The following is a 25,972-nucleotide window of genomic DNA, read 5'->3' on the forward strand; positions in this document are numbered from 1 at the left end:
GGAATAAATATGAATAAGATAATAAACATATGTTTTTCACAAAGTGCAGGAGCAACTTTAGAACAGGCTGTAAGTACCAACGAACTTCAGGATAATAAAAAGGTTATAGTTCTTTTTGATAACCTTTCACAGGGAACTATAAAGGGTGGAGTAAATATTGAGCAAAGAATTAATTGGTATAATATTCTTGAGAGAGCGGATCCATTAAATTTATTTACTGATTCCGATATAGAGGAGTTAAAAGAAAATTATAATGCATTTCACGATGGAATTTCTAAGCTGGATAGCGGTGATACTTTATACCTCTGGTATGGATCTAGCCAAGAGTTCTGTGGAATGCTATATACCTTAGAATTTTTAAAAGGTAGGAAGCTAAATATATATATAATAGATGTAAAAGATACAGTTATTAAACATGAAGAGGATGTATTCCAAGCTAAGGATATGGGAGAAATCATACCAGAAAACATAGAAAAATATGCTGCTGCAAAAAGAAAGCTGGATTCAAATGAATATAAACAATTTTTTGATGATTGGGAATCATTAAAAAAGGATGATTCTATATTACGTGTTCTTAAAGATGGAAAAGTGAAAAGTGTAAATGAAAATTATTTTGATATAGATATACTAAAATATACACCAAAAGAATTTAGAAATTCTATGAGAACTTTAGGTAATGTGGTAGGTAAAAGTGAAGATAGAATTTCGGATGAGTATATATTTTGGAGAATAAAAGAACTGATTAAATCAGGAAAAATAGAATACAACGGCAAGTTTGGATTCATGGGAATGGAAATAAAAATAACAAAAGAAGGATTGAAATATCTTAGTACTGACAAAGATGCAATGAAGATTTGGGAAGAGGATAGAGAAGAGTCAAAGCAGGAACAAGAGATGAAAGATAAATATAGAGAAAAAGGTAGAATGAAAGAAAAAATAGATATAGCGAAAAAATTAAAGGATGTATTAGATATGGAGACTATAGCGGATAAAACAGGATTAAGCATAGAGCAAGTTAAAAATATAGAGAAAAATTAATGTAAGAAATGATTAGATTTAAGATATTATGTTATTTTTCTAGGTATTATTGGTGTGCGAACTTGAAAGGAGTATGAAATGAATAATATAGTTAATATATGTTTTTCAGAAGGTGCAGGAGGAAAATTTAGAGTTGCTATTAGGATGAGTGAACTGGATGCCCAGCAAAAGGTTATAGTTCTTTCAGATGATCTTTCACATGGACCTATAAAGGTTGGACTGAACATTGCAGAAAGAATTAATTGGGGGAGTATCGTTGATGAAGGGGAGTATTTTGCGAGTTATGGTGCAGAGGACTTAAAGGAAAATTATAATATATTTTACAATGAAATTTCTAAAATAGATGACAAGGATACTTTATACTTATGGTACGGTTCCAGTCAAGAGTTCTGTGGAATGTTATATGCCTTAGAACTTTTAAAGGATAGGAATTTAAATATATATTTAATAAATGCAACAGATACAGTAGTAAAAGATAAAGACAATGTGTATTTAGCTAGAGATACTGGAGATATTGTACCCCAATATATAGAAAAATATACCAGTGTAAAGCAAAAACTGAACTCAAATAAATATAAACAACTTCTTGATACATGGGAATTATTAAAAAATGATAACTGTATATTGCGTGTTTTCAAAAATGAACAAATAAAAAGTGTAGATGAAAATTACTTTGATATAGATGTATTAAAATACACCCCAAAAGAATTCAGAAACTCAGCTGAAATTGTGAGGTCTATAATGGAAAACAGTGATGTAGAAATTTCCTTTGATTATATATTATGGAGAGTAAGAAAATTAGTTAAGTTAGGAAAAATTGATTACACATGCTCTGAGGCATGCCAGGGTAAATTTGAGAGCATGGAAATAGAAATAAAGATAACAGAGGAAGGATTAAAGATTCTAAGTACCAATCAAAAGGCTATGAGTGTTTGGAAAAACAATAAAAAATCTTTAAATGAAGAAGAATATATGATAAATGAATATATAAAAGAAGGCAGGTTAGAAGAGAAAATAAGTATAGCTAAAAAGTTAAAGGATGTATTAGATTCAAAAATCATAGCAGATAAAACAGGATTAACTATAAGACAAGTTAAAAATTTATGATTAAGCAAGATATTTTTAGTAGTTAAGTTACAACTGTAAAAAAACGCAGAAATTATTTATATCTTGCTTATTTTAATTTCCACTTCAATCGTACTACGTGGAGGTGTTCTAATGAAAATTGATCGTTTACTAGGAATAACAATACATCTGCTTAATCGAGATAAAGTATGTGCCCGTACATTGGCAGAAAGATTCGAAGTATCACAAAGAACTATTCAGCGGGACATTGAATCACTAAATTTAGCGGGGATACCAGTTTCATCAAGTGCTGGCACAAATGGCGGTTACGAAATTATCGATAGCTTTAAACTCAATAAATCAATAACTAATACTGAGGATTATTTATTCATTGTAACAGCTTTAAAAGGATTATGTTCGGCTTATAACAATCAGAAATTAGAAGCAACTATAGATAAAGTATTACTGACATCTTTTCATAGTACTGATCTGAAACAGAAAATATTTCTTGATTTTAATGTCCTACGAGAGGGAAATAATACTGATAAATATCTAAAATTTTTAGAAAATTCAATTGCTGAAGAAAAGTCAATATGTTTTGATTATACTAATGCTGACAGTGCTATCACTCACAGATTAATCGAACCGCTGGCGATTACTTACAAATGGTATTCATGGTACCTGCTTGGCTATTGCACGAATAGGTGTGATTATTGTTTATTCAAACTCAGCAGAATTGAGAATTTAGAAAAGACACAAAAAAACTTTACTAAGGCGCATAAGTCGCCTGATATTTTACTTCTTAATCAGGAGAAACAAGATAACAGACAGTATTATGATATTAAACTTTTGTGCAAGAAAAAAGTTAAAATACAAGTATTAGAATATCTTAAAGGAAAAATAATAAATGAGTATGATAACGGAGATTTTTTATTAGCGATCCATGTACCTAAAAATGAAAGAATGTGGTTTTCAGTGCTTTTAGGATTTGGTAATAATATTACAGTTATAGAACCTGATGAGTTAAAAAATAGCTTGAAAGAAAAAGCAATAGAAATTTTAAAGTTGTACCATGAATAGCGACATACAGCTGTCATAGATCATCCTGTATAATAAAAGCAAAAACAGGAGGTTTTAGGGTGAATTTTTATGAAGAAAAAGGAATTGGATGTTGTGGCTTAGCATGTGTTTTATGCAGTGAGGAAGATTGTTTAGGGTGTCACAAAGATGGTTGTAGCAACAAAGGATCATGTAATATTTGTAAGTGTTGCAAAAGTAAAGACATGAATGGATGCTTTGAGTGTTCTGAATTTCCCTGCGATGAAAAAATGATGCAAAATATTCGTATTCGTGCTTTTAATCGCTTTGCTAAAGAAAAAGGGGTAGAGAAATTAGTAAAATGTCTAAAAATAAATTATAATAATGGAATTACATATCACGTTTCCAATGGCTTAAAAGGAGATTATGACAGCCTTGATTCTGAAGAGGAGATAATAAAGATTATAGAATATGGAAAAAGAAATAATCCTTTTATAAAGTGTCCAGTATATGAAACTGATAACTTAATATTTACAAAAGTTAAGGATGAAGACGCAATAGAACTATTTAAGTGTTATTCAGACCCAATTACTAGGAGCCATATTAACAATGACAATTGCGGTGGTGAATGGGATACCCATAATATTGATGTTGTAAAAAAAGGTATTATTGGATGGAAAGAAGAATTTGATGCAAAATTTTATATTAGATGGAGTGTAACACATAAACATACAAATACTATAATTGGTACTATAGAAATAGCACCTGTTCCTAATACAACAAGATTTCTAGATGGTGTTTGTCGAATTGGCATCCTTAGGATTGATATTCTATCATCTTTTGAAGATGAAGAGGTATTCTCTGAAATCTTAAAAATGGCAAAAGATAATTTTTATACAGATTTCGATATTGAAAATATTATAATTAAAGCCACCAAAGATGATACACAAAGGACCCTAGCCTTGGAAAATAATAGGTTTGAGAAGTGCGGAAATAATAGTATTGTGCCCTATAATGATTATTATTTAAAAAGAAAGTGGTGATTATTATTTCACCAAACAATTATGAAAAACAACAAATATGTAATTATTTAGTTAGATATCAACATTTATGTGATGATTCAATACTTCAAGTCAAAGATAGTATTGTAGAATATATTCGTAAGGTTGGGTGTATTCAGTATGACCCTCTAAATGTGGTAGGTCGAAATCCTGATTTGGTATTACAATCTCGATGTAGCTGTTATCAAAAGGGTGATATTGAAAAATATCTTTATTCTGATAGGGTTCTGTTTGATGTGTGGGACAAAAATATGTCCATATGCGCTGTAAGCGATTGGCCATATTTTGAAAGATATAGGAAAAGCTATTTGAATTGGTGTAATGAGCACAAAGATACCATTTACAAAATAACTGAGTATTTGCAAGTGAATGATTTTGCATGTTCCTCAGATTTTGCCTTTGATGAAAAAGTAGGTTGGCATTATGGACCACAGAGACTTGCAAAGGCAGCCTTAGAGTGCATGTGTTACGCCGGAATTGCTGTTGTTCACCATAAAAAAGGTACAAGAAGATATTATTGTCTATCTGACACGTACATATTAGAAAAGTATTTTACAATGCAGGAACGTTACACTACAGAGGAAGAATATTTTAAGTGGGTTGTACTCCGTAGAATTAATAGTATTGGTGTATTATGGAATAGACAGAGCGATGCTTGGCTTGGTATAAATGGACTAAAAAGTGAAGAGCGTAATAGAACATTTAATGCTTTACTCAATGATGGAAAAATTTCTAAAATAACTGTGGTTGGCATGAAACAAGATCTATACATTGCGACTGAAAATCTGGAACTGTTGCAAGCTTCAATAAAGAATCCTATTAAAAGTAGTTACGCTAGAATACTTGCCCCACTGGACAATTTACTTTGGGATAGGAAATTAATTGCTGAGTTGTTTGACTTTGAATACAAATGGGAAGTATACACTCCTATTGTAGAACGAAAGTATGGTTATTATGTTTTACCCATACTTTGTGATAATAAATTAATTGCTAGGATTGAAATGGAAACAGATAAGAAAAGCAAAACACTGATTGTTAAAAATTTTTGGGCTCAAGATGAAATGGATATTTCAGAGTATAGAAATAATATAATTTCTGGAATAAATAGATTTAAAGAATATAACCTTTGTGACAAAGTAAAAATTTGCTGTAGTATTTAAAAATGATTAAAGGAAACTATGTAAACGAATGAAATAATTAGAAATGAAGTAAGTGAGGAAATAGCCTATTCCGGTTACGTTGAAGCCTGTGATTTTATATTCTTAAGTTTCTGCGTATGAAATGTAGGCCAGTCAATAGAAAATCAGATTGATGGTGCTCTCGATAATATGAGTGCAGGATTAGAAAAGGTGAATCTTAACCTTGAAAATTGAAATGCTTGCGAAGAAACTATTAAATATTAGGGAGGGCTTATTGTGATAAAACAAAAAAAAATAGCAATGCTCATTTATCCAGGGTTTAGCAACTATGAAATAAGTATATTATCAGCAATGTTTAAGATTTTCGAGAAAGAAATTGATGTCTTTTCGGCTGAAAAAAATCCTGTTGATAGCGAAGAGGGGTTCCATTTTATTCCTGATAAAAGACTTGATGAATTTATCATAGATGATTATGATTGTTTAGTGTTACCTGGTATGTGGTGTTTTCCTAATGTTTTAAATGACGACAGGTATATAACTTTTTTAAGACAGTTCAAAAATAATAGTAAGATTATCATTGCAAGTATATCAAGTTCTCCAATATTATTGGCAAAGGCTGGTGTACTTGATGGGAGAAAATATTGTGCAGGTTTATATGAAGAAGATATTGATATGTATGATTTTATTAATCGAGACTATATTGTAAAAGCACCTCTTGTAACAGATGGAAATATTATTACTGCAATGGGGAAAGCCTACAGAGAGTTTTCAATAGAAGTTTGTCGTAAGTTAAATTTTGATTGTGATGAAAATTGGTTTAGTGGAATAAAAAAACCAATTATATCAGAGGACTACACATTTTTTAGAAATGTTAAGTAGTGATTTCAAAAAAAATTTAGTTCGTAACATTCTAAAAGCCAGTTCTAACAATAAATGTTCAATATGTGGATGCTATGAAATTGGGAAAGGTAAACTTAAGGGGTATGCTGATATTTGCACGAATTGTGGTCATATTTTATCCATGAGAGTCGAAAAACCAGAAAAATTTAAGTGATTCGGGATATTCTTATTAAGCATCACAACTATTAAAACAGAATAATACCTTAAAATGCCGTAAAATTCAGAAATTGAATTTTACGGCATTTTTACATCTTACTTCAAGAAAATGAGTAACTAAGGTACTTGAAAGGGTGTTTTTTATTACACTTGTTCTTATATAAGAAACAGTTTGCGGAAGTGGCTGTGGATAATATCTATATGCTAGAGCTTGTCACTTTTGCCACTTGCCACGTGGGTGGCACTATGAAATGTTAATAGGAAATAAAGTGGTAAAAAAGGGATTTCGGAAGTGAGTATAGAAAATTATAAATAGATGAATTTATTAAAAGTGTTATGTGCACTTAAGGATTACTAGGAGGATTTAAATATGGGATTATTCAACTTTATTAAAAATCAATTTATTGAGGTAATAGAATGGACTGATAATACTACAGATACAATGGTATATAGATTTCCAGTAGAAAACAAAGAGATAAAAATGGGAGCGCAATTAACTGTAAGAGAATCTCAACTTGCGGTATTTGTTAACGAGGGTGTTATAGCAGACGTATTTTATCCAGGTAGATATATTTTATCTACTGAAAATATGCCTATAACTACTAAGCTAAAATCATGGAAATATGGTTTTAATTCTCCTTTTAAAGCAGAAGTGTATTTTGTTAATTCAAAACAATTTACAGATCAAAAATGGGGTACGTCAAATCCTATAATGATGCGTGATAAAGAATTTGGTATGCTTAGATTAAGAGGATACGGTATTTATTCCTATGGAGTTACTAATGCTGAAATATTCTTAAAAGAGGTTTTTGGAACTAATCAGCGTTTTGATACTGAAAGTATTTCAGGACAATTAAAACGTACTATTCTATCAGGTATTACAGATTTACTAGGTGAATCAAAAATACCTGCACTGGATCTAGCTATGAATTATGATGAGTTAAGCGAGCAAGCTAAAAACAAATTACAACCTAAATTTTATGAATTTGGATTTGAACTTAAAACGCTAATAATTGAAAATTTGTCTCTTCCAGAAGAAGTTGAAAAAGTTATGGATAAAAGAACCTCTATGGGAGTGCTTGGAAATCTAAATCAGTATACTCAGTATCAAGCTGCAGAAGCAATAAGAGATGCTGCTCAAAATCCAGGTATGGGTGGTGTAGGAGCTTCCATAGGAGCTGGGGCAGCTATTGGGAATGTTATGGCAGAGTCATTAAAAGGAAATTCACATTTGCAGAATTCTTCTGAGGCTAGTACAGTTCAATGTCCTCACTGCCATTCACAAGTGTTAAACAATCATAAATTTTGTCCGGAATGTGGAAAACCATTAGAGCAGTTAAAGAATAAATGTAATAAGTGTGGAGCAGATGTTGATAGTAATGCAAAATTCTGCCCAGAATGTGGTTGTTCTCAGAATTTAGAAAAGTTCTGCTCAAATTGCAAAGCTAAAATGTCTCCAGGCGCAAAGTTCTGCCCTGAATGTGGAACTGCCAATGCTTAGACTTTAAAAAAATACTATGACGAAAAATATGCTAGCGTACTGACAATTTTTAAAGAAGTGTATTAGGGGGAAAATAATATGGCGGAAACACCTTGTACTGAAAATACTAATACTAAACAGGAACAAACAGAACGTTTTCTTTGCCCTTCCTGTGGCGGTAATATGGTATTTGATCCTAAAAAACAAAAATTAGTTTGTCTATATTGCTCTAGTGAAAGTGAAGTTAATTTTGAAAAAACAAATATAATTGAAAATGACTTTTATACCGCAGAGAATACTGGTAATAAAAATTGGGGAAATGAAAAAAGAATAATTAAGTGTGAGAGTTGTGGTGCTGAGACATTGCTGGATGAAAATAGCACAGCACAGTTTTGTGCCTTTTGTGGGTCTTCACATATAATAAAAACCCAGGAAGCTGCAGGTATAGTACCTGAGTCACTAATACCCTTTGTTATATCAAAAGATAGAGCGGGAGAATTATTTTCAAATTGGATAAAAAAATTATTTTTCGCTCCTAGAGCACTTAAATCTAGCTATAACAGGGACAAAATGAAGGGGGTATATATACCTTTCTGGACATATGACAGTGACACATTTTCAGATTACACCGCAGAAAGAGGCACATACTACTACGTAACTGAAACTGAATGGGTTGAACAGGACGGTGAAAGAAAGCAGGTTACAAAGCAAGTTAGAAAAACATCATGGAGCTATGTATCTGGAGATTATTCTAAATTTTTTGATGATATATTAATTAATGCGTCAGCGCAAATTAATAATCATATAATAAGCAAATTAGAACCCTTTAATCTAAATGATCTGGTCCAGTATAAACCGGAATTTTTATCAGGTTTTTTGGCTGAAAGATATAGCATAGATTTAAAATCAGGTTGGAAAATAGCTGAGGATAAAATAGAAAGTGATTTAAGAGGTGAGATTAGGAATCATATAGGTGGAGATGAAGTAAGAAACTTAAGTTTTTCAACTTCCTATGATGCTATAAAATTTAAACATATTTTATTACCTATATGGATTTCTGCGTATATTTATAAAACCAAGGTATACAGGTTTATGATAAACGGGCAAACCGGTGAAGTTGATGGTGAATCTCCAGTTAGTATTGTAAAAGTAATGTTACTCATTTTAGCTATTCTAGCTGTGATGGGTGGAGCATATTTCTATTTTTCAAATAAGTAGGTGATGTGCAAGTTTACTAAATAAAATAAAATTATATATTTAATAGGGACTAACTCAAAAGAGATAGTCCCTTAACCTTCTGCTTAAATCAATATTAACTTTAGTTGATAAAATAGTAATAATTTGAAAGAAGAGTTTTTAGCGCGTAAATATATTATTAAACCAAAAGCTTACAAGCTCCATTACAAATCATATTAAAAGGCATTGGTAAAGCTGCACAAAGGGTAGGACAGAGTGCACTACCAGCCGAACAAGCTCCTTTACATATAGATTGATAGTTTATTGGCAAAAGACTACAAGCGCTTTCACATAAACCACTTGGAGATATACTATTGTCTGTATCAACAATATATGAGGAACTTCTAGAAATTGGTTTTGATTGAGTTGGCAACATCATATGAATTCACCTCCCTTCATAGCTATGCAGAAATATTTAGAAGCGAATACACATAATTTTACAAGCGGTTTTTGCTGGCTCTGGTAAATTATCGCATTCCTGACATGCATAGAACATACTTGGCTTTATATTTCTATTATTTAAAATAATGTTTGTTGAATTTCTTATAATAGGTTTTGACTGATCTGGTAATTTCATAATAGTAAAACCTCCATTTAATTTTAATAATTAAATGTTAGTATCTCTAATATAGAGATTAATATATTTCCCAGGAACGTACAGTACCTATTGAAACAGGAACTACATCACTAACATCTAATGTAAAGAAGTATACAATTCTTGCTTTTTCAAGTCTATTTTTTGGATCAAACATGGTTAGTTTTATATCCCAACAATCGGAATTAGGTCGACAAATCATACTACGCTCGGCTTCTATTGTATCTAGAGACAAATTTTTCAATATTGCTGAATCAAGAACTTCCTGAATCTGGGCTAAATTGGTTCCTGTATAATTTAGTGCACGTTCCTTAGAAGTTATTCCAAAATTTCTGAGTTCATAATATACTCGTTTAAGAAAATTAGCCATAGTGTCTTTCTTTGTTTGTAAATCTTTTTGACAGTTTAGATCAATATGATTCAGTGGTTTTTTAAGGACAGATTCAATTAACTTATTAACAGACCAGTTATACATGCCTCTTAATTCAGGTACAATTACAGGAACGGTATAACCATTCATTAAAGTTACATTTCCCAAAACAATGCCAGGAATAGAAACAATATCACTAATTCCATCGCTCATATCCTTCAGAAATTCTCGTAGAATTTTATATCCTTCAGATCCAAAAACACCTAGGGGCTGAATTGCATAAATTGGTGTAGCTTCTTGATTCAGAACCCATATAAGTGATGCAGCGTGAGTTGAATTTTTTTCAAGATAATCTAATAATTGATTAGGTGAATAAGGATTAGGATGGGGATTTTGGGAACTACTCATCATTTGAGTGAATGAATCACGGCGAGCCTCACTACCAAAATCGTAGCCTATATTTCCAAGGGCATAAACAAGGGCTGGAGCTGAATTTTTGCTATTACAGCCACAATCAGAGGGTGCTACATTACATGATTTTAATTCTTCAGTATTTTTATTAGGATCAATGGGACTATTAGAATCATTTCTATTTTTCGAAATGGTGGTTGTATTATTATCTTCATAATTCATAAATTCTGAGCTTCCTTTCATTTTCAAATTATTTTCACTTAAATTTGATAATATATCATAAGAATTGTCAATCAATGATTTAGAACTTGCATTTATTAGTAGACGTTCTAGAGTGCCAGAAATATTTAGTTTACCTACTAAGCGGCGTTCCTGTTCTAAATTGCTGTTTAGCTCGCAAGAGGAGGCACTATTTAAAAGTGCATCTCTTATTACTATAGGATTAGGAGTGATTCCATGCTTAATTTGATAACTTAGTAAAAGAGAAATAACTCCTGTAACAATAGCGGTTGCAAAGCTTGTGCCACTTTTAGCAATAACTCCGCCGTAAGGAACAGCTCCAAAAATATTTTCACCAGGAGCAAGAATTCCTTGAATTTGATATGCTCCGCCCCAGTTACTGTATTTATTAGGTGATCCATGTGCATCCATAGCACCTACCGCAAGAACAGAAGGAGCAGCGGCTGGGACATGCAGACACCTACAACCATCATTTCCGGCGGCGGCAACAATAAGCACTCCTTTTTCTTGACAGTACTTAATTGCATCGCTTAAATAATGCTCGGGCTGTCCATCTGCTGCAAGCTGTCCACCACTAATATTAATAATATGAGCTCCAAGTTCTACAGCTCTAATGATAGCCCTAGCTAAATCTGATTGGTTGCATTTTACCTTTCCACTAATATCTTCCGAATATATTGGCAATATGATACCTTTACATCTTGGTGCGATTCCATGAACCCCTCCAGAATGTTGTCCTAATATGATACTAGTTACATGGGTTCCATGTGTTATTGCTCCTTTAATCCTATTAGAATGCATTACTGAATCTACTTCATCAATTTGAGCACCATTAAAACATGGATGTGATAAATCAACTTGTCCATCTAATATAGCAATACAAATGCGGGGATCTCCCGTTGTTAGAGACCATAGTAGTTGCAATTCATTTTCAAACATATCATAAGATGTTAAATTTTCGCTATTTTCACTTAAAGACAGTTTATTAGATGTTTGAACAAATTCAGTATTCGTTTTAGGAGACATAAATGTTAGTATTTTTGAAATTTCCTTAAGGACTTTAGTAATCTCCTCTTGGGTGGTTTCTTTTGACAGACTAAAGCGTATACTTGAACATATTTCTGAATCTGTTAATCCCATTGCTTTTAATACATGGGAATTCCCAATGTTATTGTTTGAGCATGCTGAACCATGAGATATATATATTCCATTTATTGAGAGTTTTTCAAGAAGTTCTTTTCCAGGAATTCCAGAAAATTTAATATTTGTAGTATTACATAATCTTAAAGAATTCAGTCCATTTATTGATGCCTTAGGCATAATTTTAAGAATACCTTGTTCTAATAGATCTCTATATTTAGTGATTTTTGGAATAATTTCATTTAATTTATTAAAAGTAATTTCACAGGATTTTCCTAAACCAACTATAGCAGGCAATGACTCGGTTCCACTACGTTTTCCTTTTTCTTGACCGCCACCTTTTGTTAACGGGACTATGCTATCAAGCTCACGAATATAGAGAGCACCTGCCCCTTTGGGAGCATGTATCTTATGGCCTGATATAGTGAGGAAATCTACTTTTAATTCTTCAATATTTATAGGCATCTTTCCTATACCTTGAACTGCATCACAATGAAATGGGATATTGTAATTTCTGGCAATTTTGCCTATTTCTCTGATTGGAAATATAACACCAGTCTCATTGTTTGCTAACATAAGTGAGATTAAAGCTGTATTTTTATGAGTTTTTATAGCTTCTTCTACTTGGCTAGGAGATATTAATCCATTCTTATCTACAGATAGATAAGTCACACTATGCCCTTTTTCTTCTAGAGCATGAAATACTTCTAATACAGACGAATGCTCAACCAGAGATGTTATAAAGTGATGTTTTCCAATTAAACTATTAGCTAAACCATTAATTGCAAGATTATTACCTTCTGTTCCTCCAGAAGTAAAAATAATATTTTCAGAATTGCACCCTAATAATGCTGCCACTCTTTTTCGAGCTATTTCTAAAACTTCTTTTGCATTTTGGCCTACCTTATGAAAGCTAGATGGATTTCCATAATTATCATTTAGTAGGGGAAGCAGTTCAACCAGTACTTCTGAATCAACATGTGTGCTTGCATTATTATCCAAATAAATAGGAGTCATTTTTGTTTGCACATCCTTCAAATTCAATAAGTTGTTCTATTTACAATCATAATATATGATGTTTTTAATAATAGGTTACATAAATAAAAAAAGTGCCAGGCACTTGGTCAAAAATATATTAGCTTTATTGGATATGTATAATGATTTGGAGTATATTATAATTAGAAACTTTTAATTTGATAAAGTTTTAGTATAACAACCTAAATGTAAATAATGGAAATGTTTAAATTATAAAAGGAGTGATTTAGTTGATTAAGCTAGTATTAATAAGACATGGCGAAAGCCTTTGGAATAAAGAAAATAGATTTACCGGTTGGACAGATGTAGATTTATCAGAGAATGGTTTAATTGAGGCAAGGAAAGCAGGTGAAATTCTTAAACAAAATGGTTATACCTTTGACATAGCATATACTTCTGTATTAAAAAGGGCAATTAGAACTCTTTGGATTGCACTGCATGAGATGGATTTAATGTGGATTCCTGTATATAAGTCATGGAAACTCAATGAAAGGCATTATGGCGCATTGCAAGGGTTAAACAAGACGGAAACTGCAGAAAAATATGGAGATGAGCAAGTTCATAAATGGAGAAGATATGTAGACGTAAGACCACCAGAACTTTTGAAAACTGATGAAAGATATCCAGGGAAGGAATTAAAATATAGTAAATTAAGAGAAGATGAGATTCCTACAACTGAAAATTTAGAGGATACTATAAAAAGGGTAATGCAGGAATGGTTTGGGGAAATAGCACCCAAAATTAAAGATGGTAAGAAGGTTATAATTTCTGCACATGGAAATACGCTAAGAGCATTAGTGAAATACCTGGATGACATATCTAGTGATAATATTGTAAATTTGAATATACCTACAGGAATTCCACTTGTGTATGAATTAGATGATAATTTGAAGCCTATTCGTCATTATTATTTAGAGCTAGATGGCAAGTTGCCTCAAGATGCAATTCCAAAAACATTCAAGGAATAAAATTAGACTTGAAATACTAAAAAAACCCTGGATAATCACATTAAAATGATGACCTGGGATTTAATATACACAATATTAAGTTTAATTAAATAAAAGGGTTGAAAGATGAGTATAATAATGTTACTGTGGACATATATAACGACATAGTAATAGTAATATAGTCGATTTATGAATGTAATGAATAAACTAGGAAGTGAAAAAAATTAAAATGGAGGTGCAATATGACAGAATCAAAAAATAAATTAGAAAATACAAAGGATAAAGTTGTGGGAAAAACCAAGGAAGCTGTTGGAAAAGCCACCGGTAACCAAGAAACGGAACTTAAAGGAAAGCTTCAGTACCAAAAGGGAGCTATAAATGACAAGGTTGACAACGTCAAAGATAAGGTTGCGGAAAAGATAAATGATACCTTAGATGAAAATGAAGAGGACAAAGGGAAGTATTAGTCCTTCTTTCAAATAAAGATTTTTCATAGATAAAAAGACATAAAAAAGCCTGTATCTAATTTATTTACTAATTAAGATACAGGCTTTTTTTTATTTACTTTACTTAAATATACAAAAAGTTTAAAATTAGTATTAGATACAGGTTAAATTATTATTTGCGAAGGAGGTATAAGCAGTATTGAACTCCATATTGAAAAATATACAGGAAGCGGTAATTAAATATGCAAATATTATATCCCAGATTCTTCAGGTAGAAGTTGAAATAGTAGATGATAATTTAATTAGAATAGCAGGTACAGGGATTTATAAAGATAAAATAGATGAGGATATATCAAAAGAAGGATATGTTTATAGAAAGGTTATAAAATCTGGAGAATCACAAATTATATATGAGCCAGGAAAAGATAAACTTTGCATCCCTTGCCCTAAAAGAGAATTTTGCGGGGAAAAATTTGAAATGAGTACACCTATAAAGTTAAATGAGAATACTATAGGGGTAATTGGATTAATATGTAGTAGCAACGAGCAAAAGGAACATCTAATGGCAAGCTTTGATATATACATGGCCTTCCTACAGCAGATTTCTGAGTTTATAAGTAGTACCGCCTATGAAAAAAGAGAAAAAATGAGAACACAGACCTTGCTACAACTTCTGAATTTTGTTGTAGATAAAACTGAGCAGGGGGTACTTATACTAGACAAAGACAATTGTATTACAAATATAAATGAAAATGGTTTGAAAGAACTAAATTTATCAGGAAATTTTATAAATCACAGTGTTCAAATTAAGATAAGTGGAGATAATGTTTTTGATCTTCAGGAATACAAACTAATGGTAGATAAAGAGGTTTTCTTTGTTATTGGTAGCATACACCCTATAAAATTTAATGAAGCACAATATGATAGGATGTTTTTCTTTCAAGATGCAAAGAAATTTAAAGAAAAGTTATCAAATTTTGCTGCCTTTAATAAAATAATAAAGAGTGTGGACATTTTTGGTCAATCAGAACAAATTTTGAAATTAAAGCAAAAAGTTAAGAAAATTGCAATGTCTTCATCTACAGTACTTATAACTGGAGAAAGTGGTACTGGAAAAGAGATGTTTGCAAGAGCTATACACGATGAAAGTAACAGGAAGGACAAGCCTTTTATTGCTATAAATTGTGGTGCTATTCCAGATATGCTTTTGGAAAGCGAACTTTTTGGATATGCAAAAGGCGCTTTTACTGGTGCAGATCCTATGGGTAAAATGGGCAAGTTTGAATTTGCCAGTAAAGGTACCATTTTGCTAGATGAGATTGGGGATATGCCTCTTTATCTTCAAACTAAACTTTTAAGAGTCTTGCAAGAGAGAAGTATTACAAGGATAGGATCAAATAAAACTATTGATATTGATGTTAGAGTCATAGCCGCAACAAATAAAGATTTAGTAAAAGCCATAAGAGAAAACAAATTTAGAGAAGAGTTATACTATAGATTAAATGTAATTCCACTTGAAATTCCGCCTTTAAGAGAAAGAAAAGAAGATATAAAACTACTTATAGAAACTTTCATTGAGAAATATTGCAATTTATTTAATAAAAATTTTTTAGATATAAAATTAGGGGATGACATATGGCAAATATTCTATAACTATGAATGGCCAGGTAATGTACGAGAACTTGAGAATACTGTGGAGTATATTATTAATATGATGGGAACTGATGGTATAATAACAAAAGAAATTTTACCTAAAAGTATTTTTCATAATACATCTAATATCTTTAATAATGAAGATGAGATATATACACTAAAACATCTTGAAAAAAACGCAATAAAAAACGCACTGGAAAGATGCGGTGAAACCACTGAAGGTAAAAAAAATGCAGCTATAAAACTTGGCATAGGAATAGCAACATTGTATAGAAAAATTGAAGAATATAATTTATCAAAATGATAATTTATTATTCATTAACATTTTGAATGAATGAAATTCAGACAATATATATTTTTATCATAATGATAATATTTATCATTATGATATTTTTTTTAAATTTTTTTAAAAAAAATGAGCAGGACTCATTGGTATCGGCTATGCTGCTAAGCAATGAGATTGGCACAATTATTGCGTGAATATTATAAATTAGTGGTAGCAAGTAGGAAAAGTAAACCACAGATAGACTTACTTATTAAAAATTTTGAAGAGAATAAATAAAATTATATATGCAAAGAGGAGGATTTTAAGTGAAAAATTTAATAGATTTAACAATCAATGAAGAGCAACTTAAAAAAACCGTGGAGAGTGCTAAAGAAAGAAATGTTGTTATACCAACTTTTGCTCAGATGAAGGACCCTAGTAAGATACCAGCAGAAATCAAAGAAAAACTTAAGACTACTGGTTTATGGGATATTGATCCTGTTAATTTGTTCAGAATTTCCTGGAAAAATCAGCCTGTGAAAGAGGGCGGACTATATAATGAACTGCCAAACTATATAGAAATTCCTTCAGAAATATCCGGTGTTAAAGCAAGAATTTTTGCTATGGTTGGAAAGTATTTTCCTGTTGGATGCCATAAGGTTGGAGCAAGTTTTGCTTGCTTAGTTCCACGTTTAGTTACTGGACAATTTGATCCTACTTACCATGAAGCAGTTTGGCCATCAACAGGCAATTACTGCCGTGGTGGAGCATATAACTCTGCACTGCTTGGGTGCAAAGCTGTTGCTATATTACCTGAGAATATGAGTAAAGAACGTTTCGACTGGCTTAAACAAGTGGCTGGAGAAGTTATTGCAACTCCTGGTTGTGAAAGTAATGTAAAAGAAATTTATGATAAAACTTGGGAACTTAGAAATACTAGAGATAACGTTGTTATATTTAACCAATTTGGTGAACTTGGCAATCATTTATGGCATTATGAAGTAACTGGTAATGCTATGAACGATATTATTAAAGCTGAAGCTGGTGAAAATGGAAGATTTGCTGGTGTATGCTTAACATCCGGTTCTGCAGGTACACTTGGAAGTGGAGACTTTATGAAAGATCAATACCCAAATTCTAAAATAGCAGTTGGTGAAGCGTTACAATGCCCAACATTACTAAATAATGGTTTTGGTGATCATAGAATTGAAGGGATTGGTGATAAACATATTCCTTGGATTCATAACGTGAAAAATACAGATATGGTTGTTGCTATTGATGATAATGATGCATTGGCTATGTTTAGGCTCTTTAATGAACCAACTGGTCAAGAGTATTTAAGAGAGAAGGGCGTTTCAGAGGAGTTAATTACTAAACTTGCATATGTTGGTATATCTGGTGCAGCAAATATATTAACCTGTATTAAATTTGCCAAATACTATGAGTTAACAGAAAATGATATGGTAATGACAGTACTTACAGATTCAGCAGAAATGTATGGATCAAGACTAAAAGAAATGCAAACAGAAAGAGGCAGAGATTACTTAGAAGTTGATGCTGCCATTGACCATAACAGAAGTGTTTTAGGTCTTAGAACAGACAGTATGGAAGAGCTAACTTACCAAAGTAAAAAACGAATTCACAATCTTAAGTACTACACTTGGATTGAACAACAAAAATACGATTTGGATGAGTTAAATGCACAATGGTATGACTATGATAATTATTGGGGAAAATTGCATCAAATGGGACCAGAACTAGATAAATTGATTGAACAATTTAATGAAAGAACTGGACTTGTAAACTCAAAATAAGCCATAAGAAAAATAACAGAAGCTATTGCCTAAGGGTAATAGCTTTTGTTATTTTTTAGTAAGTAAATAAAATTATGAGGAATTTGGGTTTTACCCCCTGAAAAATAAAAATATTTACGTATAAATAAATGGAGGGATAACTAACAAGGGATATTTAAATTGTGATATGTCATGTTTAAAGACCTAGTTATCTTTATTATTAAGGTCATTAAGAGATTAATCTACATAGGGAGGACTAATAAACTTATGAAAACATTCAATAAAATGAAATTAAAATCTTTACTACTTACACCACTACTGGTGGTTATGATGTCAGCACCTATAACAACTATGGCGGCCCAACCTACATTGAACTTAGGAACAACAGCAGGATTCGCTGTTTTGGCTGGATCTACTATTACTAATACTGGAACCACAACAATCAACGGAAGTGTGGGAGGAAATGTTGGACTATCTCCAGGTACTGTATTCTCTGGTAAGGAAAGCGTAACAGTGAGTGGTGGTGCTGTACATATTGCCGATACTGTAGCAGTTAAGGCAAAAGAAGACCTGGTAACGGCCTATGACGATGCAGTGGGAAGATTACCTGTAACTCGTATTCCTAGTGAACTTGGTGGGACTGTTTTAACTCCGGGCGTTTACGATTCAGCTGATGGTACTTTTCAGATAACTGGAAAAGTAACCTTGGATGCTAAGGGTGATCCTGATGGAGTTTTTATATTTAAGGCTGCATCCACATTAATAACGGCATCAAACAGTAATGTTAATCTCATTAACAGTGCTCGGTTCTGTCGAACATTTTGGAGCGTTGGAAGTTCTGCTACATTAGGAACAAACTCTAATTTTGTAGGACATATTTTAGCAATGGCGTCCATAACAGCCAATACTGGTGCAACCATTCAAGGACAATTGTTGGCAAGGAATGGTGCGGTTACGCTAGACAACAATACCATAACAAATGGGATATGTGAGGCGGTAACAACTCCGATTCCAACGCCAACGCCAACACCAACACCAACACCAGAACCAACACCAACACCAACACCAACACCAACACCAGAACCAACACCAACTCCTGAGCCAGCTATTCTTCATGTAATTAAACATGTTGTTAATGATGATGGCGGAAAAGCAATTGCCTCGAACTTTAAACTACACGTAAAGACTTCTGGTAATGATATTGCCAAAAGCCCAGCACCTGGTGTTGAATCACCGGGAAATACATACACCCTAGCTGCAGGTACTTATTCACTTAGCGAAGATGTTTTTGCTGGATATACCGCAAGCTATAGCGGCGATAGTGATGCTAAGGGTAATATAACTTTAGCTCCTGGTGATAATAAAACCATAACCATAACTAACAATGACATTGCATTACCACCAATTGTAAGCGGTAATGGAGAAGGAGGCCAACCGGTAGTTAATGCACCTGCTGTTGTTGCTCCGGCACCTGCTATCGTTACGGCGCCTGTGACCGTGGAGAGAGATGTTACAAAAACTGTTACAGGAGGACAACTTCCAAAAACATCAACACATTTGTACGAGCTACTCCTTTTAGGTGCTGTTTTAACAATGGGTGGAGCACTAGGCTGGAAAACCAGAAAGCGTTATGAATAAAATAAAACAATCAAGGGGCAAGCACTCCTTAATTAGGATCTTATCCTTGAGTTTTATAGTATTTGGGATAGGTTGTATATCCTACGCAATATTCAATATATGGCCACAATCTGGATATTATGCGAATAATACCCAAGGAGGCTATGTTGTTCCTAATGTTGCTACGACAGAGATAAATAAGATAAAGGAAAACAGTGCGCGTCCTATAGAAACAAATCCTTCACAGGATATGTCAGCACCTAATAAAGCACTTTACCCTGAACATATTGCGGAGGGTGATAATATTGGAAGTCTTAGCATCCCAGTTTTAGATCAGAAATTGCCTATCATTCAGGGCACAGGCGCAGCGGAACTTAAAAAAGGTGTGGGACATTTCACTCAAAGTGTACTTCCTGGAGAAGAAGACAATTGTGTTATTTCAGGGCATCGTGATACGGTGTTTAGGAAAATAGGCAAGTTGAAAATAGGTGATGAACTTATTGTGCAAACAGCTGCGGGTAAATTCACCTATGAAGTAAGTGGCACGCGAATTGTTCATGAAAATGACAAAACTGTTATCGTTCCTCTGGACCATGCAGTTTTGACATTGACAACGTGCTATCCCTTCAATTTTATTGGCTCTGCACCGGATAGATATATAGTCTCAGCAGACCTCGCACAAAGTAGATAAAATATAAAACGCCAGGTGGGTTGCAGATTATATTGCAACTTGCCTGGCGTTTTTTTTAACAACTCATATTTTTATAACTTGTCTTCTAGATTCTCAATTACACTTAAGACTTATTTATAGTATTTTTCTTATTTGATATCTTTGCAATTAAAGGTAAGATAAGTCCGAGTCCTAAAAGAACAAATGGTGTTAATAAATTAAGTACAAGTTGGAAAGTATACTCTGATGTGTTTGGTTTTGCTTTTGGAAACATTCCCATGATACATGCAAATGCTGTAAATGCAAAACACCACAACCCTATTATGAATGCTACCTTATCATTCTTTATAAATTTATATTCAGATGAGAATTTCTTTTTAGCAAAGCCTCTTAACGCCATATATGCTAAGAATACCCACAAATACCTTATTGGCATAACAATTGAGTTTAGGTCTAATAACCAGTTGAATAGTGTATTCATATCTCCAATACCTAAGGCTGGTACAATTATTAAAATTCCAACTAAAACAGCAGTCATTTTGTATCCATTAATTGGAGCCCCATATTTATTTGTTTTCATTAGACTAGCAGGAATATATTTTTTATCTCCTTCTGCAAATAATATTTTTAAAGGAGCATCAATTGAAAATGCTAATGCAGAAATTTGAGCAAGCATATTCGCAATTGCATATAAGATTAAAAGCAAGTTTCCTACACCATAGTAGTTACCTAATGTTTTAAATGCATAGTACTGTCCATTCATTTTTAAATCTACTGGAATGTTATTTGCATCAAACATCATTCCCATTGCAACTGAACCGAGTAGTGCTGATACTGCAACCATTATTGCAAGTACAATCATCCCCTTAGGAAAGTTTTTTGATGGATTTTTTGTATCGTTAACATAAGGGGCTATTTTTTCACAGCCACCTACTGCAAACACTAGCATAGATATTGTAGTAAAGTATGCAAAGTTAAAATCTGGTATAAATGATTTTAATGTTATATGTGCTGTTGCAATTTTTACGCCTGTAATTGAAGGTGCTGCAATCATCATCACTATGTATAACATTGACATTACAAATACGGATATCCCTGCTATGGTTCCTATTTTCTTCAAGGAATTAACACCTCTAGACGCAAACCATAAGAAAAAGAGAAATAGCAATAATGTTATTGATTGCAACACCAGTGGGCTGAAACCTTTAATGAATTTCCCATTTTGTGTTGTTACCCAACCTAGTGCTATTAAAATTGACTGAGGTTTTTGTGCTAAATAGGGTACATGAACTACCCAATAAGTCCATCCTGCGAGATAAGCGAGTTTTGGACTCATTGTAGATTTTATCCATGTACTAACCCCTGCTTTACCATCTTTAAAAGTAGAACCTAATTCTCCTACCATTAGTGCATAGGGTACAAAATATAATGAAATAATAAGTACCCATGATCCAACAACTTTTAAACCTTGATTGGCAAAGTTATTAACAACATTTCCAAATCCCCATACCATAACAAAAGCTATAAGTGCAAGATTTTGCCACGTAAGTTTTTTAACTCCTGTCTCGTTCATATTATGAACTCCCTCCAATTAATTAATGATTGTATTCAATCGTTTACAGCGACCATATTTAGCCAATTTTTTTTGATATCTATTTATAGTAACATTATTCGCGTATTTTTGCGATATTTAATGTCATTTTATTTTGAATTTGAATTATTGCATGTTATTTTTGAGTTCTTACTATGCTTTTTAAATAAATTGTGCTTTGTTAATTTTATTAGCAAAGCACAATTTGGTGTCAAAGTTTATAACCTCATGATGAATTTTAATATAATTTTAAATTTATTAAAAAAATATTTATAAAACATGGAGAAGAGAATAGATTTGTAGTATACTTAACTCAGAAATGATACCACAAATTACAATCATATTTAAAATTATACAAACTATAATATAATTAATTAAATATGAAAACTATGGGGACTCGGGAGGAATATATGAAAAATATCTTTAAATCAATTATGTTAATGATTTTAACTTTTGCATTGTGTATACCTATGCAAATAATAGTTAAGGCTAGTACGTATACGGATATAGGGGTTAAAAATAATGTGGTAGTAAGTAAACCTTGGACAGTGAGTTTTAATAAATCACTTAGCTCTAATACTGTGAATACCACAAATATTAAGGTTCTTGGAGAGGCGAATAAAAACATAGATATTGATGTTAGTTTAGCTAATAACAATAAAAATGTAATAGTAAGGCCTATAAAGAATTATGAAGCTAATAAGGAATACACTTTGATTGTGACAGAAAAGGTTAAGTCTGCAGATGGGAAGGTTCTTCCGAAAGAAGTCAGGATGAATTTTAATACTGAAAGTGCAGCTACAAAGCCAAGTGAGTTTACTGTATGCATTGATCCAGCTCAGTACTATAAAGACATAACTGGTGAAAATGGTGCTAAGGCTAAGGATGTAAACTTAAATACAGCGTTAAAACTAGGCAATATCCTAAAAACAAGGGGATTCAATGTAGTATATACTAGAGACAGTGATTCAGTATCTTGGGACAAGCTTAACGAGGATAATGCAAAAGCTGCAATAGCTAACAAGGCAAAGGCCGATGTATTTTTAAGCATAAATACCAATTCATATTCTTCAGACACTGCAAATGGTATTGAAACATATTATCTATCTGATATTAGTAATAATAATAAGGTATTAGCAGGGTTAATGCAAACCGAACTTATAAAAGCAACAGAAGCTAAAGATAGGGGAATAAAAGCGGCAAGTAACGAAGAAAATTTGGCAATATTAAATAAGACAAGCTGCCCTGGGGTAGTTTTGGAATTAGGATTTCTAAGTAATCCAGAAGAAGAGATATTATTAACTAGTGCAGATTATCAAAATAACGCTGCAAAGGCTATAGCTAATGGGCTAATGAAATATGCGGGTTTTGCAAATACAGACACTAGTTATGATTCTCTTTTTCAAATATCTTCAGTGGCAGATATAAGTGTTAATTTAGAAATTGGTGGCAAATATACATTTCCTAAAACTGTACTGGCTACTATGAGTAATAACTCAAAAAAAGAGGTTGGAGTAGAATGGCTTCAAGATTTAGTTTCTTTTACTAAGTCAGGTACTTATACCTATGAAGGAGTTATAAAAAATTATAATAAGAAAGTTAAAGTTACAATTAATGTAAAAGAGGCAGTTAAAAACAAGTATAGTGTAGTTTTAGACGCAGGGCATGGAGGAGCAGATTCAGGAGCAGTAGGACAAATGGGTACTAAAGAAAAGACTATAGTACTGGCAATTACTTTAAAAGTAGGAAATATATTAGCTAAGAATGGTGTGGGAGTCACATACACAAGAACAACTGATAAAACTCAGGGTCTTCAAGAAAAATGTGATGTTTCAAATAATGCTAAACCAAATTATTTTGTAAGTATTCATGCAAACAGCTATTCAGCTTCTACAGTTAGTGGCATCGAGACTTTCTATAATAGTGGTAGCGCAGCCGGACAAAAACTAGCTCAGGCTGTTCAGACTGAATTGATTAAAGCGACTGGAAGAGTAGATAGAAAGATTAAAACTGCAGGTTTTTATGTTTTAAAAAATACCGATGCTACTGCTATATTGGTAGAAACATCCTTTGTTTCTAATCCAACAGAGGAAAAACTATTAGTTACACAGGCTTATCAAACAAAGTTAGCTCAGGCGATTTCAACGGGAATTCTTAAGAGTTTAGGAATAACTAGAATAGTATTTTAAAGTATAAATTATGTTGAAAAAGAGTGGAATATAAAATATAATGGTACCTATAGGAAGGACACTTTGAAAAAAAGTATTTGGACTATAGGTATTTTTTTCGTTACTAATATACAAAATTTTATTTATGGCAAAGAATATAAAGTAGATATGCAATAAGTATTAGTTGATTATATGTCGTTAATACTGATATAATCATACTAATAATGACACCTTACTCTTGAATCTTTGTTGGGTTCAGATACAACAATTATATCGGAAGGAGGGCGTCATTACTTTTTATATAGACATAAGGGAGGAATTTGTTTAATGGCAGAAGAAGATAAGAAATTAGGACTTGGGTTACTTGTTGCTTTAGGGATAGGTACTATGATTGCATCAGGTATTTTTAATAGCCCTACTGACTTAATAGTAACAACAAATCCAATGGCAGTTCTCATTTCATGGGGTATTGGAGTTTTTGGTGTAATAATGCTGGGACTGGTATTTTATTTGCTCTCAAATAAGAAACCAGAGTTAAAAGGTGGAATTTATTCCTATGCTAAAGAAGGCTTTGGTGATTTTATAGGCTTTAATTCAGCGTGGGGTTACTTTACAAGTTCTTTCATTGGTAATGTTGCATTTGTTATTTTAATTTTTAAGACTATAAATAGTTTAATTGGAGAAGGATATTCAATGCCACCTATTTTAGCATTTTCACTTGCATCTATCCTTTTGTGGATATATTATTTTGTAATAGCGAGGGGCATTAAACAAGCTGGTATACTGAATTTAATAGTTACAATTGGTAAAGTTATACCACTACTTTTAGTAATTATATTTGGTTTTTCAGCCTTTAAATTAGGTATTTTTAATGTGGAAAATTGGCAGACAATTTTAGCATCCAATGGAAATACCGCTAGTTTAGGAAAACAGATAAGTGGAGCAATGGGAACAATTTTATGGTGCTTCGTAGGTGTTGAAGGTTTAGTAGTTTTGTCTCAAAGAGCGGAATCCCAAATAGTGGTTGGAAAAGGAACAATAATTTCACTCATTATAACAGCAACACTTTATATATCAATATCTATATTGTCAATGGGTATAATACCTGCTAAGGATTTAGTTGCAGCGCAAACACCACTGGCAGCAGTTCTCGCACAAACTGCATTGGGAAGTTCCGGAGCTATTATAGTTAAAGTGGGAATTTTAATTTCTCTTATGGGTGCTTTGCTTTGCTGGTTTTTGCTAACTACAGAAATTTTGTATACTCCAGCAGCACAGGATGGGCTAATGCCTAAGTGGTTTAAAGTGAATAATGATAAAAATGTACCTATAAATGCTCTTTTATTTTCAATTGTGGCAACACAAATAGGTCTTCTAGCTATGCTTTCGGAAGCTTTGCAAAAGGCTTATTACATTGCCACACATATTTGTACAACAAATATATTAATACCATATTTGTTATCTTCTATGTTTGCATTTCAGGTATTTAATAAAGAAAGTGGACATATTAAGGAGAAAATTATAGCAGTACTCGCATGTATATATTCAATTTATGTTATATATGCAGTAGGAATTGGATATTTAGGACTAGCATTTATAATTTATGCATTAGGGATAGGGTTTTACTTAAAAGCTAAAAAAGAGAAAAATGAAGTCATTATTAAGAGGGAAAAGGTGGCAATGATAGCTATGGTTATAATAGCCATAGTTATGATAGTAGCGGCGGCTACGGGCAAGATTTCTGTTTAACGACATTTCAGAAGGAAGTCTCCCACTTCTATGAGTGGGGGTAATATGCTATAACAAAAAGAAAACTTCAGTGGGAGGATAACAATTGAGAATTGTTATCTACTCCAGAGCCCTACAAGGGGGTAAATCTCCTTCTGAAGTCGTTAAATGTAGCATCGCAGATGATGAT

General features: G+C 32.5%; 20 protein-coding genes. 16 read left to right on the top strand and 4 right to left on the bottom strand.

The annotated features are described in order from the left end of the window. Positions 1–9: 9 nt before the first annotated feature. The 8 genes from ACREV6_RS09785 (at position 10) to ACREV6_RS09820 (ending at position 9,095) form a co-directional block, all read left to right on the top strand. Positions 10–1,038 carry a DUF3658 domain-containing protein gene (locus tag ACREV6_RS09785; RefSeq protein ID WP_431577828.1) on the top strand — a complete coding sequence of 343 codons (1,029 nt, stop codon included), beginning with the start codon at positions 10–12 and terminating at the stop codon, positions 1,036–1,038. A 78-nt stretch (positions 1,039–1,116) separates the two neighbouring features. Continuing rightward, positions 1,117–2,145, top strand: a complete 1,029-nt coding sequence (locus ACREV6_RS09790) for a DUF1835 domain-containing protein (protein ID WP_431577829.1) — start codon at positions 1,117–1,119, stop codon at positions 2,143–2,145. Between the two features lie 111 nt (positions 2,146–2,256). Then, positions 2,257–3,183: a helix-turn-helix transcriptional regulator gene (locus ACREV6_RS09795; RefSeq protein ID WP_431577830.1), complete on the top strand. Its 927-nt coding sequence runs from the start codon at positions 2,257–2,259 to the stop codon at positions 3,181–3,183. A gap of 59 nt (positions 3,184–3,242) precedes the next feature. Next, positions 3,243–4,184, top strand: a complete 942-nt coding sequence (locus ACREV6_RS09800) for a hypothetical protein (RefSeq protein ID WP_431577831.1) — start codon at positions 3,243–3,245, stop codon at positions 4,182–4,184. Continuing rightward, positions 4,178–5,362, top strand: coding sequence for a DNA glycosylase AlkZ-like family protein (locus ACREV6_RS09805; protein WP_431577832.1), 1,185 nt, complete (start codon positions 4,178–4,180; stop codon positions 5,360–5,362). Before ACREV6_RS09800 ends, ACREV6_RS09805 begins: the two co-directional genes overlap by 7 nt. A gap of 255 nt (positions 5,363–5,617) precedes the next feature. Further along, on the top strand, positions 5,618–6,220 hold the full coding sequence (locus tag ACREV6_RS09810) for a DJ-1/PfpI family protein (RefSeq protein WP_431577833.1): 603 nt from the start codon (positions 5,618–5,620) through the stop codon (positions 6,218–6,220). A 547-nt stretch (positions 6,221–6,767) separates the two neighbouring features. After that, positions 6,768–7,898, top strand: coding sequence for an SPFH domain-containing protein (locus ACREV6_RS09815; protein ID WP_431577834.1), 1,131 nt, complete (start codon positions 6,768–6,770; stop codon positions 7,896–7,898). A gap of 78 nt (positions 7,899–7,976) precedes the next feature. After that, positions 7,977–9,095 (top strand): hypothetical protein, encoded by a 1,119-nt coding sequence (locus ACREV6_RS09820; protein ID WP_431577835.1) that lies wholly within the window; start codon positions 7,977–7,979, stop codon positions 9,093–9,095. A 157-nt stretch (positions 9,096–9,252) separates the two neighbouring features. Here the strand turns inward: ACREV6_RS09820 and ACREV6_RS09825 are convergent, their stop codons facing one another. Genes ACREV6_RS09825 through ACREV6_RS09835 form a run of 3 tightly spaced genes read right to left on the bottom strand, consistent with a single transcriptional unit; the run spans position 9,253 to position 12,871 of the window. Next, positions 9,253–9,492 carry a hypothetical protein gene (locus ACREV6_RS09825; protein ID WP_431577836.1) on the bottom strand — a complete coding sequence of 80 codons (240 nt, stop codon included), beginning with the start codon at positions 9,490–9,492 and terminating at the stop codon, positions 9,253–9,255. 36 nt (positions 9,493–9,528) lie between these two features. Further along, the gene (locus tag ACREV6_RS09830) at positions 9,529–9,690 is read right to left on the bottom strand and encodes a hypothetical protein (RefSeq protein ID WP_431577837.1); all 162 of its coding nucleotides are present in this window, start codon (positions 9,688–9,690) and stop codon (positions 9,529–9,531) included. A gap of 58 nt (positions 9,691–9,748) precedes the next feature. After that, positions 9,749–12,871 carry a PatA/PatG family cyanobactin maturation protease gene (locus ACREV6_RS09835; protein WP_431577838.1) on the bottom strand — a complete coding sequence of 1,041 codons (3,123 nt, stop codon included), beginning with the start codon at positions 12,869–12,871 and terminating at the stop codon, positions 9,749–9,751. 263 nt (positions 12,872–13,134) lie between these two features. On the opposite strand from ACREV6_RS09835, the gene gpmA reads away from it, so the two are divergent. The 6 genes from gpmA (at position 13,135) to srtD (ending at position 20,316) form a co-directional block, all read left to right on the top strand. Next, on the top strand, positions 13,135–13,872 hold the full coding sequence (gene gpmA, locus ACREV6_RS09840) for a 2,3-diphosphoglycerate-dependent phosphoglycerate mutase (protein WP_431577839.1): 738 nt from the start codon (positions 13,135–13,137) through the stop codon (positions 13,870–13,872). A 221-nt stretch (positions 13,873–14,093) separates the two neighbouring features. After that, positions 14,094–14,318 (top strand): CsbD family protein, encoded by a 225-nt coding sequence (locus tag ACREV6_RS09845; protein ID WP_431577840.1) that lies wholly within the window; start codon positions 14,094–14,096, stop codon positions 14,316–14,318. A 178-nt stretch (positions 14,319–14,496) separates the two neighbouring features. Continuing rightward, complete coding sequence (locus ACREV6_RS09850; protein WP_431577841.1) at positions 14,497–16,254, top strand: sigma-54 interaction domain-containing protein; 1,758 nt, start codon at positions 14,497–14,499, stop codon at positions 16,252–16,254. A 287-nt stretch (positions 16,255–16,541) separates the two neighbouring features. Beyond that, positions 16,542–18,029 (top strand): pyridoxal-phosphate dependent enzyme, encoded by a 1,488-nt coding sequence (locus ACREV6_RS09855; RefSeq protein WP_431577842.1) that lies wholly within the window; start codon positions 16,542–16,544, stop codon positions 18,027–18,029. A 246-nt stretch (positions 18,030–18,275) separates the two neighbouring features. After that, positions 18,276–19,646 carry an ice-binding family protein gene (locus ACREV6_RS09860; RefSeq protein ID WP_431577843.1) on the top strand — a complete coding sequence of 457 codons (1,371 nt, stop codon included), beginning with the start codon at positions 18,276–18,278 and terminating at the stop codon, positions 19,644–19,646. A gap of 46 nt (positions 19,647–19,692) precedes the next feature. Beyond that, entirely contained in the window at positions 19,693–20,316 is a 624-nt protein-coding gene (gene srtD / locus ACREV6_RS09865) for a class D sortase, LPxTATN-specific (protein WP_431577844.1), read from the top strand. Between the two features lie 103 nt (positions 20,317–20,419). Here the strand turns inward: srtD and ACREV6_RS09870 are convergent, their stop codons facing one another. Further along, positions 20,420–21,868, bottom strand: coding sequence for an amino acid permease (locus ACREV6_RS09870; RefSeq protein WP_431577845.1), 1,449 nt, complete (start codon positions 21,866–21,868; stop codon positions 20,420–20,422). A 428-nt stretch (positions 21,869–22,296) separates the two neighbouring features. Between ACREV6_RS09870 and ACREV6_RS09875 the strand changes: the two genes are divergently transcribed. Both ACREV6_RS09875 and ACREV6_RS09880 read left to right on the top strand, forming a co-directional pair. After that, a complete protein-coding gene (locus ACREV6_RS09875; protein ID WP_431577846.1) occupies positions 22,297–24,075 on the top strand; it encodes an N-acetylmuramoyl-L-alanine amidase in 1,779 nt (592 codons plus the stop codon). A 306-nt stretch (positions 24,076–24,381) separates the two neighbouring features. Continuing rightward, the gene (locus ACREV6_RS09880; protein WP_431577847.1) at positions 24,382–25,803 is read left to right on the top strand and encodes an amino acid permease; all 1,422 of its coding nucleotides are present in this window, start codon (positions 24,382–24,384) and stop codon (positions 25,801–25,803) included. Positions 25,804–25,972: the final 169 nt, after the last annotated feature.

Origin of the sequence: Clostridium sp. (genome assembly GCF_050717515.1) — a bacterium.
GTDB lineage: Bacteria > Bacillota > Clostridia > Clostridiales > Clostridiaceae > Clostridium_AD.

Coding starts and splice junctions, on each gene's coding strand:
- ACREV6_RS09830 (WP_431577837.1), bottom strand. CDS start 9,690: ATGAAATTACCAGATCAGTCAAAACCTATTATAAGAAATTCAACAAAC.
- ACREV6_RS09790 (WP_431577829.1), top strand. CDS start 1,117: ATGAATAATATAGTTAATATATGTTTTTCAGAAGGTGCAGGAGGAAAA.
- ACREV6_RS09860 (WP_431577843.1), top strand. CDS start 18,276: ATGAAAACATTCAATAAAATGAAATTAAAATCTTTACTACTTACACCA.
- ACREV6_RS09795 (WP_431577830.1), top strand. CDS start 2,257: ATGAAAATTGATCGTTTACTAGGAATAACAATACATCTGCTTAATCGA.
- ACREV6_RS09875 (WP_431577846.1), top strand. CDS start 22,297: ATGAAAAATATCTTTAAATCAATTATGTTAATGATTTTAACTTTTGCA.
- ACREV6_RS09870 (WP_431577845.1), bottom strand. CDS start 21,868: ATGAACGAGACAGGAGTTAAAAAACTTACGTGGCAAAATCTTGCACTT.
- ACREV6_RS09820 (WP_431577835.1), top strand. CDS start 7,977: ATGGCGGAAACACCTTGTACTGAAAATACTAATACTAAACAGGAACAA.
- ACREV6_RS09815 (WP_431577834.1), top strand. CDS start 6,768: ATGGGATTATTCAACTTTATTAAAAATCAATTTATTGAGGTAATAGAA.
- ACREV6_RS09785 (WP_431577828.1), top strand. CDS start 10: ATGAATAAGATAATAAACATATGTTTTTCACAAAGTGCAGGAGCAACT.
- ACREV6_RS09825 (WP_431577836.1), bottom strand. CDS start 9,492: ATGATGTTGCCAACTCAATCAAAACCAATTTCTAGAAGTTCCTCATAT.
- ACREV6_RS09845 (WP_431577840.1), top strand. CDS start 14,094: ATGACAGAATCAAAAAATAAATTAGAAAATACAAAGGATAAAGTTGTG.
- ACREV6_RS09880 (WP_431577847.1), top strand. CDS start 24,382: ATGGCAGAAGAAGATAAGAAATTAGGACTTGGGTTACTTGTTGCTTTA.